Annotated in this window: 15 protein-coding genes; 6 read left to right on the forward strand and 9 right to left on the reverse strand. The window is 61.1% G+C overall.

The genetic code is table 11. From position 1 onward, the window contains the following. Nucleotides 1-62: 62 nt before the first annotated feature. The gene (locus ACJ8PE_RS01785; RefSeq protein WP_197761602.1) at nucleotides 63-995 is read left to right on the forward strand and encodes an aromatic alcohol reductase; all 933 of its coding nucleotides are present in this window, start codon (nucleotides 63-65) and stop codon (nucleotides 993-995) included. 17 nt (nucleotides 996-1,012) lie between these two features. Here the strand turns inward: ACJ8PE_RS01785 and ACJ8PE_RS01790 are convergent, their stop codons facing one another. After that, a complete protein-coding gene (locus ACJ8PE_RS01790) occupies nucleotides 1,013-1,699 on the reverse strand; it encodes an aspartyl/asparaginyl beta-hydroxylase domain-containing protein (protein ID WP_028127723.1) in 687 nt (228 codons plus the stop codon). A gap of 248 nt (nucleotides 1,700-1,947) precedes the next feature. On the opposite strand from ACJ8PE_RS01790, the gene ACJ8PE_RS01795 reads away from it, so the two are divergent. From ACJ8PE_RS01795 to ACJ8PE_RS01815, 5 genes are all read left to right on the forward strand, one after another. Next, a complete protein-coding gene (locus ACJ8PE_RS01795) occupies nucleotides 1,948-3,138 on the forward strand; it encodes a sugar transporter (RefSeq protein WP_042785012.1) in 1,191 nt (396 codons plus the stop codon). A 160-nt stretch (nucleotides 3,139-3,298) separates the two neighbouring features. Then, complete coding sequence (locus tag ACJ8PE_RS01800; RefSeq protein WP_197761604.1) at nucleotides 3,299-4,129, forward strand: alpha/beta fold hydrolase; 831 nt, start codon at nucleotides 3,299-3,301, stop codon at nucleotides 4,127-4,129. A 9-nt stretch (nucleotides 4,130-4,138) separates the two neighbouring features. Continuing rightward, nucleotides 4,139-4,564: a DoxX family protein gene (locus ACJ8PE_RS01805; RefSeq protein WP_033651867.1), complete on the forward strand. Its 426-nt coding sequence runs from the start codon at nucleotides 4,139-4,141 to the stop codon at nucleotides 4,562-4,564. After that, nucleotides 4,557-6,167 (forward strand): MFS transporter, encoded by a 1,611-nt coding sequence (locus ACJ8PE_RS01810; RefSeq protein ID WP_404768837.1) that lies wholly within the window; start codon nucleotides 4,557-4,559, stop codon nucleotides 6,165-6,167. The genes ACJ8PE_RS01805 and ACJ8PE_RS01810 overlap by 8 nt, the downstream gene beginning before the upstream one ends. Before the next feature lie 96 nt (nucleotides 6,168-6,263). Next, a complete protein-coding gene (locus ACJ8PE_RS01815) occupies nucleotides 6,264-7,316 on the forward strand; it encodes an NAD(P)H-dependent flavin oxidoreductase (protein WP_404768838.1) in 1,053 nt (350 codons plus the stop codon). 106 nt (nucleotides 7,317-7,422) lie between these two features. Here ACJ8PE_RS01815 and ACJ8PE_RS01820 read toward each other — a convergent pair whose 3' ends face one another. The 8 genes from ACJ8PE_RS01820 to ACJ8PE_RS01855 all read right to left on the reverse strand — a co-directional run bounded on the left by ACJ8PE_RS01820 (nucleotide 7,423) and on the right by ACJ8PE_RS01855 (nucleotide 17,443). Next, nucleotides 7,423-8,805, reverse strand: a complete 1,383-nt coding sequence (locus ACJ8PE_RS01820; protein ID WP_197792657.1) for a serralysin family metalloprotease — start codon at nucleotides 8,803-8,805, stop codon at nucleotides 7,423-7,425. Nucleotides 8,806-9,306: 501 nt separating this feature from the next. After that, nucleotides 9,307-10,596, reverse strand: a complete 1,290-nt coding sequence (locus ACJ8PE_RS01825; protein WP_047574490.1) for an alginate export family protein — start codon at nucleotides 10,594-10,596, stop codon at nucleotides 9,307-9,309. A gap of 41 nt (nucleotides 10,597-10,637) precedes the next feature. Continuing rightward, on the reverse strand, nucleotides 10,638-11,537 hold the full coding sequence (locus tag ACJ8PE_RS01830) for a VOC family protein (RefSeq protein WP_232095033.1): 900 nt from the start codon (nucleotides 11,535-11,537) through the stop codon (nucleotides 10,638-10,640). Nucleotides 11,538-12,016: 479 nt separating this feature from the next. Next, nucleotides 12,017-12,376, reverse strand: coding sequence for a DUF805 domain-containing protein (locus ACJ8PE_RS01835; protein ID WP_046896410.1), 360 nt, complete (start codon nucleotides 12,374-12,376; stop codon nucleotides 12,017-12,019). Continuing rightward, nucleotides 12,369-12,818, reverse strand: a complete 450-nt coding sequence (locus ACJ8PE_RS01840; RefSeq protein ID WP_197792658.1) for a hypothetical protein — start codon at nucleotides 12,816-12,818, stop codon at nucleotides 12,369-12,371. Before ACJ8PE_RS01840 ends, ACJ8PE_RS01835 begins: the two co-directional genes overlap by 8 nt. Next, nucleotides 12,815-13,396 (reverse strand): hypothetical protein, encoded by a 582-nt coding sequence (locus tag ACJ8PE_RS01845; RefSeq protein WP_442536702.1) that lies wholly within the window; start codon nucleotides 13,394-13,396, stop codon nucleotides 12,815-12,817. Before ACJ8PE_RS01845 ends, ACJ8PE_RS01840 begins: the two co-directional genes overlap by 4 nt. Nucleotides 13,397-13,584: 188 nt before the next feature. Then, entirely contained in the window at nucleotides 13,585-15,780 is a 2,196-nt protein-coding gene (gene katG / locus ACJ8PE_RS01850) for a catalase/peroxidase HPI (RefSeq protein ID WP_197792659.1), read from the reverse strand. A 259-nt stretch (nucleotides 15,781-16,039) separates the two neighbouring features. Next, nucleotides 16,040-17,443, reverse strand: coding sequence for a coniferyl aldehyde dehydrogenase (locus ACJ8PE_RS01855; protein ID WP_442536703.1), 1,404 nt, complete (start codon nucleotides 17,441-17,443; stop codon nucleotides 16,040-16,042). Nucleotides 17,444-17,615: the final 172 nt, after the last annotated feature.

Consider the following 17,615-nt stretch of genomic DNA (forward strand, 5'->3'; position numbering starts at 1 on the left):
ACCTAATTGAACCCGTTTTTGTCAGCTGTCAGGATGACGCAGTGTCAAGACAGGAGGCAAGCATGAAATCCACAAATCCATCCATCAATACCGTGCTCATACTCGGCGCCGGCGAACTGGGGCTGCCGGTACTGCGAGCGATGAGCCGGCAGGCTCGGTTATCTCCATCTTTAAAAATCAGCGTACTGCTCCGGCCGGAGGCCGCCCGCGCCGTGAGCGGCCCGCTCCGGGCGCGGCGGGATGAGCTGGCGCGGCTCGGGATCGCCGTGGTGGAAGGCGATCTGCAGCAAAGCGGGGTGGATGCGCTGAGCGTGCTGCTGCGTGGCTTTGATGCGGTAATCAACTGCAGCGGCTTCGTCGGTGGGGCGGGCACGCAGATAAAGATCACCCAGGCCGTTTTGCAGGCCGGCGTGGCGCGCTACTTCCCGTGGCAGTTCGGCGTGGACTACGATGTCGTCGGTAAAGGCAGCGGGCAGCCGGTGTGGGATGAACAGCTCGAGGTGCGTCACCTGCTGCGCGCGCAGAGCGCAACGGAGTGGGTGATTGTTTCCACGGGTATTTTCACCAGCTACCTGTTTGACTCGGGTTTTGGCGTGGTGGATGTGGAACGCAAAACCGTGCGCGCGCTGGGTGACTGGCAGTATGCGGTGACGCTGACCACTCCCGAGGACATTGGCCGGCTGACGGCCGCGATTTTTTTCCATCGGCCCGCGTTTCGCAACCAGGTGGTCTATATCGCCGGGGACACGCTGACCTACCGTGAGCTTGCCGATCTTATGCAGGCGCACTGGGGCGTGGAGGTCAACAGAGTCCTGTTGGACAAAGAGCGGCTGCAGGCGGAGGTGCGGAACCATCCGCATGACGTCGGCGCGAAATACCGGTTGGCTTTCGCCCGACCCGACGGCGTGGCCTGGGATAAGGCGAACACCTTCAATGCGCGCCAGGGCATGGCCGCCACCACCGCCGGCCAGTGGCTGGCTTCTCAGGGCGGTTAATCGCCTGTGCGCCGCAGTCAAAACTGGCGCTGCATCCAGCGCACGTTCAGCCGCACCAGCGCGATGATGGCGCTGGAGAGCAGCCGCAGCCCGCCGGGCATGTCGCGGCGGCGAATATCCAGCAGCAGCACGGTGCGCACCTGCGGGCTGTCGTTCCATACCTCGTGCTCGAAGGTATCGTCCCACAGCATGAACTCCCCCTCGTGCAGCCGATATTCGCGGCCGTCCACCTTCAGCACCGCCGCCGGCGCGCCGTCGGCGCGTTTGGGCATGTCCAGCACCAGATAGCCGCGCAGAATGCCGCGGAACGGGCCGCGATGGGGCGGCACCTGTTTGCCGGGCGCCAGGAAGGAGAGCGACGCGGACAGCACGTCCGGCGAGGAGGCGATCAGCGCCGCCAGCGTCGGACAGCGCGCCAGGTTGCGGGGGATGGGCTGGCCATAGGCCTTCATGATGAACATGCGCCAGTCGCGCGCGTCGTTGGCGGAGATGGACGCCTGCTGGCTCATGATCTCGTGGAAGCGCGGGATATTGTGCAGATCGTGGGCGACCGTCAGCGCCTCTTCGCGGATCTGCCGCCATTGGGCGGTAAAGCGTTCGGCGTCGGGGAAGAGGGCCGCGCTGTCGAGCACCGGCTGGCCCTGGATGCGGCGATCGTAAACATTGCGCAGGGCAAGTACGGACCAATCATAAATCGCGGACATCATAATGACCTCGCCTCAGGAAACGCCAAAGGGACACTGCGCGGGTCTTCGGCGCGGCGCGTGGGCGGCCGGGGAAGAGCGGCAGGAAAAATTGGTACGCTTCAATAGATTAGCACAGCATTTTGGCAACCGTGCGTCGGTGAGCGGTGAAAAAAACCACACAATTAAAATGTGACGCGTATCGCATTTAGCGGGCCGGTTGGTTAAAATATCGCGACTTGCCCGCACCTGTCCGGATTTTTTTTACCATGGAACACGCTCCCGTTTCCCGCTCAACCGCCTGGTTGCGCGTGGTCATCCTCGCCGTCTCGGCCTTTATATTCAACACCACCGAGTTTATTCCGGTCGGTCTGCTGAGCGATATCGCCGCCAGCTTTTCGATGCAAACCGAACAGGTCGGATTGATCATTACCATTTACGCCTGGATCGTCGCCGCCGCCTCGCTGGCGTGCATGCTGCTGACCAGCAAGATCGAGCGCCGCAAACTGTTGATCGGCGTGTTCATGCTGTTTATCGCCAGCCACATACTGACCGCCGTGGCCTGGAACTTTACCACGCTGGTTATCTCGCGCGCCGGCGTGGCGCTGGCGCACTCGGTGTTCTGGTCGATCACCGCCTCGCTGGCGATCCGCGTGGCGCCGCCGGGCAAGAAAGCCCAGGCGCTGAGCCTGCTGGCGGGCGGCACCGCGCTGGCGATGGTGCTCGGGTTGCCGCTCGGGCGGGTGGTGGGGCAGTTGCTCGGCTGGCGCATGACCTTTATCGGCATCGCGGTGTGCGCCACCCTGGCGCTGGTGCTGCTGTGGCGCCTGTTGCCGGTGCTGAAAAGCGAGCACTCCGGTTCGCTGGCCAGCGTGCCGCTGCTGTTCAAGCGCCCGGCGCTGGTGGCGCTGTACATGCTGACCATCATTGTGGTGACGGCGCACTTCACCGCCTACAGCTACATCGAGCCGTTTATCCAGACCGTGGCCGGGCTGTCGGAGAACTTCACCACGCTGATGCTGCTGCTGTTCGGCGCCGCCGGCATCGTCGGCAGCCTGCTGTTCAGCCGCTACAGCGAGCGTTTTCCTTCCGGCTTCTTTATCGGCGCCATTACGCTGCTGGCCCTGAGCCTGCTGCTGCTGTTGCCGGCCGCCGGCAGCGAAAGCCATCTGACGGTGCTGTGCATTTTCTGGGGCATGGCGATCATGGCGATCGGTCTGTCGATGCAGGCCAGGGTCTTGAGCCTGGCGCCGGACGCCACCGACGTGGCGATGGCGATCTTCTCCGGCCTGTACAACTTCGGCATCGGCAGCGGCGCGCTGCTGGGCAACCAGGTGAGCCTGCATCTGGGCATGGGCAACATCGGCTTCGTCGCCGCGCCGCTGGCGCTGATCGCCCTCGGCTGGTGCTTGTTGAGCGCCTACCGCAGCGAACGGCTGCAGCACCACCACAGCCGTTAAGCGGCCGCGTTTCCCTGTCTTCCTGAGCCGGCGGCTGCGCCGGCCTCTTCAGCAAAAAAACTCGCGATCATGCGAAAATTATTCCGTTATCACTGCCTTTGCGCCTGCCGTACTGTTAACCCGTTCAAAATCCAATTCGATACCGAGCGGGGAACACGTCATGAGCACTCTTACCGCGCCCGATGGCGCACGCATTTTCTATAAGGATTGGGGCCGCGGCCAGCCGATCCTGTTCTCGCACGGTTGGCCGCTGTCCGCCGATGCCTGGGACAACCAAATGCTGTTTTTCGGCCAGAGCGGGTTCCGCGTGATCGCCCACGATCGCCGCGGCCACGGCCGTTCTGATCAAACCTGGCACGGCAACGACATCAACCAATACGCCGACGATCTGGCCCTGCTGATCGAAACGCTGGATCTGCGCGATCTGATCCTGGTCGGCCATTCCACCGGCGGCGGCGAAGTGGCGCGCTACATCGGCCGTCACGGCAGCGATCGGGTGGCGAAGGTGGTGCTGGTCGGCGCCGTGCCGCCGCTGATGCTGCAGACGCCGGTCAACCCAGAGGGCACGCCGATGGCGGCGTTTGACGGCATTCGCAGCGGCGTGGCGGGCAACCGCTCGCAGTTCTTCAAAGAGCTGGCGGTGCCGTTCTACGGCTTCCACTGCGACGAGGTGGAGAGCAACGCGGGGCTGATCGACAGCTTCTGGCTGATGGGCATGCAGGGCGGCGTGAAAGGGCAGTACGACTGCGTGCGCGAGTTCTCCGAAGTGGATTACACCGCCGATCTGCTGGCGATCGACAAGCCGACGCTGCTGGTGCACGGCGACGCCGATCAGATCGTGCCGATCGGCGCCTCGGCGCTGAAAGCCGCTAAGCTTATGCAACAGGCGGAGCTGAATGTTTACGCCGGCGGCTCTCACGGTTTGGCGCAGGCCGATCCCGATCGCTTCAACGCCGATCTGCTGGCCTTCATCCAGAATTCGCCGTTTTAAGGAGGCGCGATGAACCTGACTGTTATCGCCGCCCGCTGCGCGCAGCGGCTGCACGCGCCTGCGGTGCGCTGGGTGCTGCTGCTCGCGATCTGCGCCGCCTATATTCAGGGCGGGCTGGTCAAGGCGCTGAACGTTGAGGGCGCCATCGCCGAGATGACCCACTTCGGCCTGCAGCCGGCGGCGCTGTTCGCCGTGCTGGTGACGCTGCTGGAACTGGCGGCGTCGGCGCTGATCCTGAGCGGTTTTTATCGCTGGCTCGGCGCGTTGGCGCTGGCCGGTTTTACCCTGATGGCGACGCTGATGGCCAATCCGTTCTGGCAGTTCGACGGGGCGGAGCGCGGCCAGATGATGAACGGATTTTTTGAACACCTCGGGCTGGCCGGCGCGCTGTTGCTGGTGGCATTTAACGATTTGAAGGAGCGAACGGATGGCTGAACAGACGGAAAACAAGGCGGCGGCGGGCGGCTTCGCGCCGCTGAAAATTCCATTATTTGCGGTGCTGTGGGGCGCCACGGTGCTCGGCAACGTCGGCAGTTTTATGCGCGACGTCGCCAGCTCGTGGCTGATCACCGACCTGTCGAGCAACCCTTCGGCGGTGGCGTTGATGCAAACCGCCGCCACGCTGCCGGTGTTCCTGCTGGCCATCCCGGCCGGGGTGCTGTCGGACATTCTCGATCGGCGACGCTTTCTGATCTTCGTGCAAATTCTGCTGGCCTGCGTCAGCGGCAGCCTGTTGCTGCTGTCGCAGACCGGCGCGCTGACGGTGGAATACCTGCTGGCGCTGACCTTCGTCGGCGGTATCGGCGCGGCGCCGATGGGGCCGACCTGGCAGGCGATCGTGCCGGAGCTGGTGCCGCGCGCCGAGCTGAAAAACGCCGTGGCGCTGAACTCGCTGGGCATCAACATCGCCCGCTCCATCGGCCCGGCGGCCGGCGGTTTGCTGCTGGCCAGCTTCGGTGCCGGCGCGGCCTACGGCGCGGACGTGATGAGCTATGTGCTGGTGATCGCGGCGCTGCTGTGGTGGAAGCGGCCGAAGGCCGAGGACAGCGGGCTGTCGGAACACTTCTTCGGCGCCTTCCGCGCCGGGCTGCGCTATGCCCGTTCCAGCCGCGAGCTGCATGTGGTGTTGCTGCGGGCGGCGGTGTTCTTCGCCTTCTCCAGCTCGGTTTGGGCGCTGCTGCCGCTGGTGGCGCGCCGCATGCTGGGCGGCAGCGCCGGTTTTTACGGCGTGCTGCTGGGGGCGGTGGGCGCCGGGGCGATCCTCGGGGCGATCGTGCTGCCGCGCCTGCGCCAGCGGCTGAACGCCGACGGGCTGGTGTTGCTGGCGGCGGTGCTCACCGCCGTGGTAATGGCGGCCCTGTCGCTGGCGCCGCCGCAGTGGCTGGCGGTGGTGCTGTTGTTGGTGCTGGGCGCCGGCTGGATTATCGCGCTGACCACGCTCAACGGCGCGGCGCAGGGCGTGCTGCCCAACTGGGTGCGCGGCCGCGGCCTGGCCATCTATCTGATGGTGTTCAACGGCGCGATGGCGGCGGGCAGCCTGTTGTGGGGGCTGGTGGCGCAGGAGCTGGGCGTGGCCGCCACGCTGCTGGTCGGCGGCGTCGGCCTGTTGGCGGCGGGGCTGCTGTTCCACCGCCTGCGTCTGCCGACCGGTGAGGCCGATCTGCAGCCGTCGAACCATTGGCCGGAGCCGTTGGTTAACACGCCGGTCGAGAACGATCGCGGCCCGGTGATGATTCAGGTGGAGTACCGCATTCGCGAGCAGGATCGGCCGCAGTTCTTGCGTACGCTTCTGATGCTGGAGCGGGCGCGTCGCCGCGATGGCGCTTACGCCTGGGGCATCACCGAGCACACCGGCGATCCGGAATGCATCATGGAGTGGTTCCTGGTGGAGTCCTGGGCAGAGCATCTGCGGCAGCACCAGCGGGTATCGCACGCCGACGCCGATCTGCAGCAGGAGGCGCTGCGCTTCCATATCGGCCCTGAGAAACCGGTGGTGCATCACTTCCTGTCGCTCGACCGGCGTCAGGTGAAGCATTAACTGCACGGCCAGGCGGTGAGAAGGTGCTATGCTTTTGGTCGGTTCGGCGGCGCGGCCGCCGTAAGACGAATGTAGTCAGCACAGGGAGACATATTGATGACGGCACCTTCTGCTTTTGCCCGCGAGCTTGGGCTGCGCTATCCGATCGTTCAGGGGCCGATGAACGGCGCGTCGCCGCCGGCGCTGGCGGTGGCGGTGAGCAACGCCGGGGCGCTGGGATCGTGCGCGGCGGCGCTGTTTTCCCCGGCGGTGATCCTCGAGCGCGTGCAGCAGATCCGCGCGCAGACCGCCGCGCCGTTCAACATCAACCTGTTTCTGCTCGATGAGCAGCACCCGGATCTCGCCGAGCTCAAGCGCGCCCAGCACCTGCTGCGGCCGTTCCGCGAAGCGCTGGGGCTGAGCGAGCCGCCGATCCCCACCCAATTCGCCGAAAACAACCGCGACCAGATCGCGGCCCTGCTGGAGGCTGCGCCGCCGGTGGTCAGCTTCACCTTCGGCGTGCTGCCGCGCGCGACGGTCACGCAGTTCAAGAAGGCCGGCTCGCGGGTGATCGGCACCGCCACCACGGTGGCGGAAGCCCGCGCCTGGGAAGAGGCGGGCGCCGACTTCGTCTGCGTCTCGGGCGCGGAGGCGGGGGGGCATCGCCCGACCTTCCTCGGCGATATCGAACAGTCCTGCGTCGGCCTGATGGCCCTGTTGCCGCAGGTGGTGGCGGCGGTGAAGATCCCGGCGATCGCCGCAGGCGGCATCATGAACGGGCGCGGCATCGCGGCGGCGCAATTGCTGGGTGCGCAGGCGGTGCAGCTGGGCACTGCATTCCTGTGCAGCCCGGAGTCGGGCATCGCCGAAGCCTGGCGAGCGGCGCTGCGCAACGCCGGCGATGACAGCACGCGCCTGACGCGTGCCTTCAGCGGCCGCCCGGCGCGCGGCATCGTTAATGATTTCATGCGGCAGATGCGCGCGGAAGAGGCGCAGATCCTGCCTTATCCGGTGCAGAACGCGCTCACCGGCGATATTCGCCAGGCGGCGGCCAAGGCCGGACGCGCGGAGTTTATGTCGCTGTGGGCCGGGCAGGGCGTGGGCCTGGCGCGGCCGATGCCGGCGGCGGAGCTGGTCGCCACGCTGGCGGCGGAGCTGGAAGCGGTGTGACCTCGTCGGCGCGATTTATTGCTGTGGCAATGTAAAAAGACGCCGGGGTGAGGCCTGAGAGAGATAAACAGTCCGGCGTGAAGGCCGGACTGCGGGTTTGCCTTGGCTAGACGAGAATATCGGCGGAAGCGTCGACGTGCCCAACGATTTTGACAAGGAAATCAGGCAATTGATTGCCGGAGAGAGTGATGGCCAGATCGGTGACATTCTGCTGCGCGTCATAATTCAGCGCCGCTTCATACAACGAGCCGCTTAAACTATCCACGAAGTGCAATTCGCTCCCTTCGGCCTTAGCCGTCTGGTTGAGCCACGACAGGTCGATTTTATCCACCGCCGTCTGGAAATCGCGGATCCAATCCGGTGCGGCGGCTTGGCTGTCGCCGGCTTCGCGGAAGACGAAGGTGTCCGCGCCTGCATTGCCCCAGAGCTGATCGGCGCCGCCGGCACCGTAAATGATGTCGTTGCCTGCACCGCCTTTTAACGTATTGTTCAGCGCGTTACCCACAAGAATGTCGGCGCCGCTGCCGCCGATGATATTTTCGATCTGCGCGCCGTAGGCGATGGCGATATTCGCCTTCAAGCCGCCGACATCAGAGAATGCGCCTTCGTTAATGTTGATGCGCTGATCCTGGCTGTAGCCTGAAAAATCCAGCGTGTCATTGCCGCCGGCATCCCAGATAGCCGCCACGATTTTGTCCGTGGACGCCTTAACGCTCAAAAAGTCTCTGTCCGTATTCGAGTTGAAACCATAGGTGGTATCGCCGGTGCGCGTGGTGGTATTCGCGCCGTAAAGCTTCTGTATGGCGGTAATATCATCCAGCTGCGGCCCCGATGGCCAAACGCCTTTATAGTCAGCGCTGGTGTATTGTTCGTTAAAATAGCTCATCAAAGAATATTGATGGTCGTCTTCATAATACTTCGCCGAGTTGGCGTAGGTGGGGTAGGTGGCATTTGACGCATCATAATTGCCGGGATGAGAAAGCCCCAACGCATGCCCTATTTCATGGGTGAGTGTATCCCTGGCGTAATTATTGGTTTGCGGATTGGAGGCGTCGTAGCCGTTATTGCCGCTGATCCAAATGGTGCTTTTTAGATTGCTCTGCGTACTTTCATACGAGGTGTAATTGCCCCCGCTGGCCGCCTTATAAAAACCAAACTTTATATCTGCATTTTTCGCGTCGTTGCCTTTAACCTCGGTGAACGTGATGTTGGCCACATCCGACCAGGATTGCAATGAAAGCTTGGTTTGGGCTTGCTGGGCGGCGGTAAGCTGCGCGGCGCCCGTCTTGTCGCTGCCCGTATAGACGGGGAAAGAGTAGGTCAAGGTAGCCGCATGGTCGGTCACGCCTTTGCCATTGGCGGAATAATGGCTCCTCAGCAGCAGATCTGAAACCTCTTGCGTGGTATATGACGGTTTACTGCTCCCCGCGTGATCGCCTCTTTCATAACGGGTTAAATAATCGGAAATCTTATCGGTCGCTAATGACATATCAAACTCCTTTGGACGTTGACAATATTGCACCTAACGCTCTATATGCTCGTACACAGGTTTGAAAATCAGGGGTAATTAAAGTGATATCATTGGTTTGCCTCCTTGGTCTGGCTTGAATATTGCGTTCAAGCGGAATATATCCTTATCATTAATCACGGTGAGGAATTAATTGTGCACTGTGATTGAGTTAAAGCAGTATAAACACAATTATTTTATTAATGAGTTATTCTTATATGAATCTTTTACATAAGATATGAGTAAAAGACGTGTTTAAATAACTCGTTGGAATTAAATCTTTATTTAATATTTCTCTGTAATCGGCGCGCGGCGTTTGCGTCGCTGATTTATCTTTCTGCTTTTCCAGCTTTTTATCTGTGAAATGCGGTGAGTAGCCGCCATTGCCGTAACGCATAGAGGCGGCCGCACGCCGGCTGTCGTCATTAATCGGATACGGTATTATTGAGGGCGCCCGCGTACACCGATTAACTTGCCTGATACTTAAAAACTGTAGGTGCCCTGCGCCAGGACGAAGTTCATGCTTTTCAGCCCGGCATGGTGCTGCAGGCTGTTGCTGACGTCGAAGTAGACATAGGCCACCTTGAACTGAAGATCGCTGCGCGGTGTCCAGGTTGTTTCGACCTGGTACTGGTTGCCGATAAAGCGCGAGCCCTGCGCGCTGCCTTTCACCGGGCGCATCGGGCCGAGGTAGAAGGCATCCTCGCGGCGTTGCCGCCATAGCGCGTCCCAGCTGAAGTCGATGGACAGGGTTTGCCACGGCGTGATCGTGACCGAAGGATGGATGGCGATCAGGTTCGCCGGCGCCACCAGCCCGTTCTCGGTCAGGTAGGGCAGCTTGGGGTACATGGCGTTAAAGGTATTGAGCTGCCCGTCGTGACCGTTTTTGTCGCCGCTGGCGATGCCGATTTTGCCGCCGAAGCGCGGCCGCCAGCGCCAGTCGTTCGCCGTATAGCCGGCGTGCGCCGACGCCGACCAGGCGCGGATGTCGCGCTGTTCCGCGCTGCCGAACTGCCAGGCGGCCTCATTGTCCCAGTCGAAGCCCTGCGCCGCGCCGAAAATGCGCGCGCCGACGGTGTAGCGCCGCTCTTGCCCGCTGAGCTGCGCGTAGTGGGCGTCGTTATCTTCAAAGCCGAAGGTATAAAGATCGAGCGAGGAAGCCAGCGGCGTCAGCGGTGTGGTGCCGTACAGCCCCCATACCTTTTGGCTGTTGTCGGTATCGTCGTCGAAACTGCCGGTCTTGAGCGTAATGGGGTGGCCGATAAAGGCGTCGAGGCGGTTTTTGTCCTTGACCCAGCTGGCGCGGATAGCGTCGAAGGAGCGGCGTACGTTGGGGCCGTCGCGGGTGCCCAGCAGGTGCAGTGAGCCCAGCGCAATCTCCTGGCGGCCGATCCGCAGGGTGCCGAGGCCGTAGGCGGTGGGCAGTTTCATATCCACATAGCCCTGGCCGAGGTAGGCATGATCTTCGTCGGTCGGCTTGCGCCCGCGGTCGCGCGGCGTGGCCAGCGACGATCCCACCTGCACATAGGCGCCGACATAGTCGCCGTAGTCGAGGCGCGCGCCAACCAGCAAGCGCTGCATGAAGGTGTCGTCGCGTCCGCCGTTCAGATCCCGCTGATCCGTCCATTCATAGCGCTCGCGCAGTGAACCGTCGAAAGACAACGTGGCCGCATCGCCCAACGGGATGTTTTTCCAGGGGGAAGCGGCGGGCTCCGCCGCCAGCGCGGGGAGCGTGGAGAACAGCAACAGTGCGGGTAGCGTGCGTTTCATCATGGATATCCGAAGAAAAAAGCGCGCCGCAGCGCGCCTTGGGTTTATTTAGCCGTCTGGTGAATTTCGGCGATATAGCCGCCGGGGAAACTCACCAGCGCCGAGGCGCGGCGTTCCGCCGCCGTCGAATGCCACAGCACCTGCGCGCCGCTGGCCGTCGCTTTGGCCAGCGTGGCCGACAGATCGTCGACGCCATAGCCGGTGCGCTCATGGCCGAACGGATAAGGCAGATGCCCGTCGGTGACGAAAATGCGCGTTTTGCCGAAGCGGGAGTCCAGTTCGATCTGGCGGATCTTGCCGTTGCCGTTACGGCCGATCGCCGCATCGCTGATTTGCGCGTCGCTCGCCACCTTGGCGTGCGAGAATGCCCGATAGCTGTTAAGGAAGTCGTCGACGCGATAGGCGGAGAGGTACAGGCGGTTTTCCGGCACGCTCAGCAGCGGCTTGTAGTTGGGCGCTTTGGTGTGCCAATAAAGCTGCATGTTGACGCCGCCGGGCCACTGGATCACCGCGTCGCGGCCAATCGGGTCGTCGAAGGGTTCGACCTGCACATCGGCGCCGGCGGCCTTGGCTTGCCGGATGGCGGCGTCCATATCCCTGACCAGAAAACCGTTGCGCTCAGCGCCAAACGGATGCGGGATCGGCGTTTTGAAATCGAACACCGAGAAGCTGCCGGCCGGCGTCAGTATCAGCTGGGAGTAGGTTTCGCTGGGCGTGGGCGTGACGTTGACCAGCACGCGTTCGGTGCTGGTGCCGCCGAAGGTTTTCAGGATGCTGTCGACAAAGGCATCCATCTTGCCGCGTTCGACGTAGACATGGGTGGTGTCATACTGCGGCCCTACGGCGACAGACGCCGTATCGGCCGCCCATGACATCGCCGGGAGCAGCAGCGCAAGGGCCGATATCCTCAGCCGACGAGAAGAAATGCCGATAATATGTTGCATGTTGACCTCCAGGTAGCGGTTATTTTCCTGAGTGAAGCATAATTTTCCATGAGCTTTCCCGTCGGCTGAAAAATAAAAACCAAAAGCGCAATGCGCGCCGTGAAACATTAACGAAGGGCAAACGTCAGGCGCCCAGGCGAATATCGCGCAGGTGCAGAACATCTATTTTTATGGCGTAAAACGATGGGGCGCCTTTGCCGGCCAAACCCGCTGCCGCTAAGGGACGGAGATGATGAGACCCGCCTCGTCGCGTGTTGAGGTGTATCGAGGATAATCCATAACGGTCATCTCCTTGATGGGATATATCGCATTAACGATGTGAGTTTACGCTCTTCATTGCCCTCTAAATATAAATACAGCATTAAAAGAATTGCCGCCCATCAAATTTTTATATGACTTGTTGAGTAAATACGAATAAGCGGGAAAAGAGAATATCGCGGCGCCAGCCATGGCTCGCCGAAGCAGGCTGTTGAGGGGGCTTACGCCAGGTTTGGGCGATCGTCGTAAGGGTTGTTGAGGTTCTTTGCGGGAAGGAACAGCGCGAAGATCAGCATCACATAGGGTGTGAAGCAGAACCAGGTCAGGCACCAACCACCGGAGTAACCCGCATCGTGCAAACGGCGCACATTGGCCGCTAGCATAGGCAGCAAAAACGCTGCAAGCGCGAAAATGGAAATCTCATTCATCTTGCTGGCGATAACAGCGAGATAAAGCAGAAACCAAACGTGCTGGCACAAAAGCAGCATTGAATAAGGCCCACGGCTTTCGCGACCTGAGTAGGTGAAGGTCTTTTTGTAACAGTTGAGTAGACTATTCAGGATTCTCGGTTGTTTAGACATTGCGTGCTGATTGTCCTGACTTGTTGACGAGCCATAGCGACGAACAGGTTAAAACCAGAGAAATAAGCGCTGGGCCAGCAAGGTTAAACTGTTCAACAGCAATTGCATCCATCGGGATTTTGTTGAGAGGTTCTAGGAACTTGCTCTTAAGTATCAAGATGACGAGAAGGTAGACGAAGTGGATACCCACCCAAGTGCTATAGATAACGGCATATCGTCTAACGGATTTTGATTTTTTTGTCAGTACGCTCTGCGTCAGGATGATGACACCGCACAAAATGAAAATCCCGGCGGCCTTAAACTGGGTAACGACCGTTGCTGCAACGTCAGAAACAAACAATGTTTTCCCGGCAAAGTAGAGCTTTGCCATTGGGATGTGCAGAAAATAACCAATAAAACCATAAATGACTATCAGACTAATGAACAGCATCGTTTTCTTCATTTTTTTAGCTCCTTGGCGCTGCTCAAGGATAACATCAAATTTTTCATTTCTAGTTCAGTACGAATCATTATCAGATTCTTGGTCGTCTTGTTGTATTTTGCCATTGCAGTAGGGGCTGATTGTCCACCGTTGCTCATAATGAATGAGACGTCTTTCCTGCCATAGAGCTTCATCTCTGGGATAGGCTCTTGGCCATAAATGTAAGGTGTGGGTACGTTAATCTTATAGGATTTTCCTAAAAATTCGGGGAGGGGTGCTTTTGCTCCATCCAGAGGTGTTATTCTTGTTTCAAATCCGGCGAACTCCAGTGAATAGAGCGTGCTGCCCCCTTGTTTGTCTCTACTGACCAAGTCGTTGCCCATCAGTATCTTAAATTTTTCCCAAATGCCGAGCTGTGTATAGTCGATCTTTCGCCCCTCCCAAAAAACCTCTTGTTCCTTACGCAATTGGTAGACGTAGCGCTGGATTTGTACAGCAGAAGGAGAGAAGTGTCCTATGGACGGGAGTCCATTTTTGCTGAAAATTTGTTCTTTAATGATAAATATTCCTGTTTCTCCGTAAACATTAATATCGTCCATGATTACTCCTATTTTATTGATTTTTAATATTTTTAAATTGTCTTTGTATACATTTAATCGCCTAACCTATCATGGGGTTATAAATTTTATCAATCAGTTAGTCATTTTTATGTGTTGTGTCGTCGGTTTTTACCCTCAAATAAAAAAGCCCGCCGACTTGCCGTGGCGGGCTTTGTGCTGTCGCTAAGTTACGCCAGATCGAAGCGATCGAGGTTCATCACTTTGTTCCAGGCGGCGACGAAGTCGTGGGCGAACTTCTCTTGCCCGTCGGCGCTGCCGTAGACTTCGGCCAGCGCGCGCAGCTGCGCGTGCGAACCGAACACCAGATCGACGCGGGTGCCGGTCCATTTAACCGCGCCGCTGCGGCGATCGCGGCCTTCGAACAGGCCGTCTTCACCGACCGGGTGCCAGGTGGTGCCCATGTCGAGCAGGTTGACGAAGAAGTCGTTGGTCAGCGCCTGCGGGCGATGGGTGAACACGCCGTGCTGCGTGCCGCCGACGTTGGCGCCGAGCACGCGCAGCCCGCCGACCAGCACCGTCATTTCCGGCGCGGTCAGGGTCAACAGCTGCGCCTTATCGACCAACAACGCTTCGGCCGGCACGCGGTATTTGCCCTTCAGGAAGTTGCGGAAACCGTCGGCGAGCGGCTCCATCGCCTCGAAGGAGTCCACGTCGGTCTGTTCCTGCGAGGCGTCCATGCGGCCCGGGGCGAACGGCACCGTCAGGGTGAAACCGGCGTTCTTCGCCGCCTGTTCCACGCCCGCCGCGCCGGCCAGTACGATCAGGTCCGCCAGCGAGACGCGCTTGCCGCCGGTCTGCGCATCGTTGAAGGCGCGTTGGATGCTTTCCAGCTTGGCCAGCGTCGCGGCGAGCTGCGCAGGTTGGTTGACCGCCCAGTCCTTTTGCGGCGCCAGGCGAATGCGCGCGCCGTTGGCGCCGCCGCGCTTGTCTGAGCCGCGGAAGCTGGAAGCAGAAGCCCAGGCGGTGGAGACCAGCGCCGACACCGACAGGCCGGAAGCCAGCACGGCGTTTTTCAGCGCGGCGATGTCCTGCTCATCGATCAGCGGATGATCGACCGCCGGGATCGGATCTTGCCAAATCAGTTCTTCCTGCGGCACTTCCGGGCCGAGGTAGCGCGCGCGCGGCCCCATGTCGCGGTGGGTCAGCTTGAACCAGGCGCGGGCGAAGGCGTCGGCCAGCTCCTCCGGGTGCTCATAGAAGCGGCGCGAAATCTTCTCGTAGGCCGGATCGAAGCGCAGCGACAGGTCGGTGGTCAGCATGGTCGGGCGGCGTTTTTTGTTGGGATCGAAGGCGTCGGGAATGGTGTCACCGATGTCTTTCGCCACCCACTGGTGCGCGCCGGCCGGGCTTTGGCTCAGCTCCCATTCGTATTCGAACAGGTGGCGGAAGAAGTCGTGGTTCCACTGGGTCGGGGTGGTGGTCCAGGTGACTTCCAGGCCGCTGGTGATGGCGTCTTTGCCGACGCCGGTGCCGAAGGTGCTGTGCCAGCCGAGGCCCTGCGCTTCCAGTCCGGCGGCTTCCGGATCGGCGCCGACGTGAGACGCCGGGCCGGCGCCGTGGGTCTTGCCGAAGGTGTGGCCGCCGGCGATCAGCGCCACGGTTTCTTCGTCGTTCATCGCCATGCGGGCGAAGGTTTCACGGATGTCGCGCGCGGCGGCCACCGGATCGGGATTGCCGTCCGGGCCTTCCGGGTTGACGTAAATCAGGCCCATCTGCACCGCCGCCAGCGGGTTTTCCAGATCGCGGTCGCCCGAGTAGCGGCTATTCGGCCCGCCGCTCAGTTCCAGCCAGATCTTCTCAGAGCCCCAGTAGACGTCGTCCGGCTCCCAGGTGTCGGCGCGGCCGCCGGCGTAGCCGAAGGTTCTGAAGCCCATCGATTCCAGCGCCACGTTGCCGGTCAGGATAATCAGGTCGGCCCAGGAGATGTTGCGGCCGTATTTCTGCTTGATAGGCCACAGCAAACGGCGCGCCTTGTCGAGGCTGACGTTGTCCGGCCAGCTGTTGAGCGGGGCGAAGCGCTGCTGGCCTTCGCCTGCGCCGCCGCGGCCGTCGCCGATGCGGTAGGTGCCGGCGCTGTGCCAGGCCATGCGGATGAACAGGCCGCCGTAGTGGCCGAAGTCCGCCGGCCACCATTCCTGCGAGTCGGTCATCAGGGCGTGCAGATCCTGTTTGACCGCCGCCAGATCGAGGCTGTTGAAGGCATCGGCGTAGTTGAAGTCTTTATCCATCGGATCGGACAGGGGGGAGTGCTGGTGCAGCGGTTTCAGGCTGAGCTGATTAGGCCACCAATCCTGATTGGTGGGGCCGTTCTGCGGTGCGGGCTGCTTGCCGCCCGAAAACGGGCATTTGCTTTCAGTTGTCATAATGCGCTCTCTGCTTCCGTAAAGATGCTCCAGCCGCCGGGCGTGGAGCGGTTAACAAGGCATGCGGGTAAGGCTTGCGTCGGGTGTTGCGCTAAATAACTGAACTCAATCGATTTACGTCACCCTCGCCGCCAACGGGCAAAGGGGGACATAGGGCTAAGCTTAGTCAGCGGCGGCGGAGAGATAAAATAGGAATGAGTGAATATTGTGATAGCTTGCGGCGATTTATGGGTGTGCTATTGATAGTCAACACGCCGCGTTATCGGCGCCGCAACATGAACGCGAGCACTGCGTCCGCCAGCTTGCCGAACGGCGCGCGCAGCAGGTCGGTAAAACGCCAGCGGCTCTGGATGAAAACGCCTTTGGCGTGGCTCAGCGCCCGAAATCCTTCGATGCCGTGACAGGCTCCCATGCCGCTGGGGCCGATGCCGCCGAACGGCAGGTCGTCCTGGGCGAAGTGCAGCAGGGTGGCGTTGATGCTGACGTTGCCGGAGGCGGTGCGCGCCAGCAGCCGGTCCCGATCCTCGCCCGGCGGGCCGAAGTAGTAGAGCGCGAGCGGGCGCGGCGCGGCGTTGATAACGTCGATCGTTTCATCAAAGGCGGCGTAGGTGCGCACCGGCAGCAGCGGCCCGAAGATCTCTTCTTGCATGATCGCGCTGTCATCGGGGGCGCCGACGATAAGCGTAGGGGCCAGCGTGTTCGGCCGTTCAGACGCCGAGTCCGGGCGGTGGCCGACCGGATGGATTTTCGCGCCGCGCGCCTGTGCGTCGGCAAGCAGCGCTTGCAAGCGGCGATAGTGCCTGTCGTTGATGATGGCGCCGTAGTCGTCGCCGGTTGGCCCGTCGGGATAAAAGCTTTTAACCGCCGCGTCATAGAGCGCCATGAAGCTTGCCAGATCGTCCTGATGAACCAGCAGGTAATCGGGCGCGATACAAGTTTGGCCCGCGTTCGACAGCTTGCCGAACGCCACGCTCTTGACGTTTCTGGCGTTAACCGCGCCGCGCGCCATGACGGCAGGGCTTTTGCCGCCCAGTTCGAGCGTTAACGGCACCAGATGTTTGCCGGCCGCCTGCATGACCTGACGGCCGATCGCCGTGCTGCCGGTGAACACCAGATGGTCGAACGCCAGCTCGCTGAATCTGGCCCCGACGTCCGGCCCGCCGGTCACGACGGCGACCTCATCGGCGGGAAACAGCGCCGCCAGCATCGTTTCGATGAGGCGGCTGGTATGCGGCGTGAGCTCCGAAGGTTTCAGCATCACGCGGTTGCCGGCGGCCAGGGCGGTGGCCAGCGGGATGAAGGTCAACGAAAACGGGTAGTTCCACGGCGCCATGATGCCAATCACGCCCTTGGGCTGATAGTGCACATAGGCGCGTGCGGCCTGATACGGCAGGGCGACGTGGCGGCGCTCCAGCTTCATGAAGCGTTTCAGGTTGCGCAGCAGGTAATCGATCGCTTGAACGGTGACCAGAATCTCCAGAATGTCGGTTTCGTAGGGCGAGCGGTGGCCGAAGTCCGCGCTGACGGCCGCCGCCAGCGAGTCGCGCTGGGCCAGAATGGCGCTCCGCAAGCGGCGCAGGGCGGCCTGGCGCTGTTGCATCGTCGGCGCGCCGTCGCGCAGGAAGGCGTGGCGCTGGGCGGCAAGCCGCGGCTCCATCGTCATGAGGATGTCATCTCCCTGCACTTGAATTCTCCTGATGCCGAGTGAAAGCCGGAATGCGGTTTGCCGAATGGGGTTTGACCTTAAAGTGAACTTTAAACCTATACTCGTTAAACGATCAACGCAAGATCGTCGGCCAACCGGGATGAGGGAGCCAGAGATCCCGGCGCCGTGC

It is taken from the genome of Serratia sp. CY74737 (assembly GCF_052166775.1).
GTDB lineage: Bacteria > Pseudomonadota > Gammaproteobacteria > Enterobacterales > Enterobacteriaceae > Serratia > Serratia ureilytica.

Excerpts from the sequence above, each read along its gene's own strand:
- ACJ8PE_RS01785 (WP_197761602.1), top strand. The coding sequence starts at position 63 with ATGAAATCCACAAATCCATCCATCAATACCGTGCTCATACTCGGCGCC.
- ACJ8PE_RS01790 (WP_028127723.1), bottom strand. The coding sequence starts at position 1,699 with ATGTCCGCGATTTATGATTGGTCCGTACTTGCCCTGCGCAATGTTTAC.
- ACJ8PE_RS01795 (WP_042785012.1), top strand. The coding sequence starts at position 1,948 with ATGGAACACGCTCCCGTTTCCCGCTCAACCGCCTGGTTGCGCGTGGTC.
- ACJ8PE_RS01800 (WP_197761604.1), top strand. The coding sequence starts at position 3,299 with ATGAGCACTCTTACCGCGCCCGATGGCGCACGCATTTTCTATAAGGAT.
- ACJ8PE_RS01805 (WP_033651867.1), top strand. The coding sequence starts at position 4,139 with ATGAACCTGACTGTTATCGCCGCCCGCTGCGCGCAGCGGCTGCACGCG.
- ACJ8PE_RS01810 (WP_404768837.1), top strand. The coding sequence starts at position 4,557 with ATGGCTGAACAGACGGAAAACAAGGCGGCGGCGGGCGGCTTCGCGCCG.
- ACJ8PE_RS01815 (WP_404768838.1), top strand. The coding sequence starts at position 6,264 with ATGACGGCACCTTCTGCTTTTGCCCGCGAGCTTGGGCTGCGCTATCCG.
- ACJ8PE_RS01820 (WP_197792657.1), bottom strand. The coding sequence starts at position 8,805 with ATGTCATTAGCGACCGATAAGATTTCCGATTATTTAACCCGTTATGAA.
- ACJ8PE_RS01825 (WP_047574490.1), bottom strand. The coding sequence starts at position 10,596 with ATGATGAAACGCACGCTACCCGCACTGTTGCTGTTCTCCACGCTCCCC.
- ACJ8PE_RS01830 (WP_232095033.1), bottom strand. The coding sequence starts at position 11,537 with ATGCAACATATTATCGGCATTTCTTCTCGTCGGCTGAGGATATCGGCC.
- ACJ8PE_RS01835 (WP_046896410.1), bottom strand. The coding sequence starts at position 12,376 with ATGTCTAAACAACCGAGAATCCTGAATAGTCTACTCAACTGTTACAAA.
- ACJ8PE_RS01840 (WP_197792658.1), bottom strand. The coding sequence starts at position 12,818 with ATGAAGAAAACGATGCTGTTCATTAGTCTGATAGTCATTTATGGTTTT.
- ACJ8PE_RS01845 (WP_442536702.1), bottom strand. The coding sequence starts at position 13,396 with ATGGACGATATTAATGTTTACGGAGAAACAGGAATATTTATCATTAAA.
- katG (WP_197792659.1), bottom strand. The coding sequence starts at position 15,780 with ATGACAACTGAAAGCAAATGCCCGTTTTCGGGCGGCAAGCAGCCCGCA.
- ACJ8PE_RS01855 (WP_442536703.1), bottom strand. The coding sequence starts at position 17,443 with ATGACGATGGAGCCGCGGCTTGCCGCCCAGCGCCACGCCTTCCTGCGC.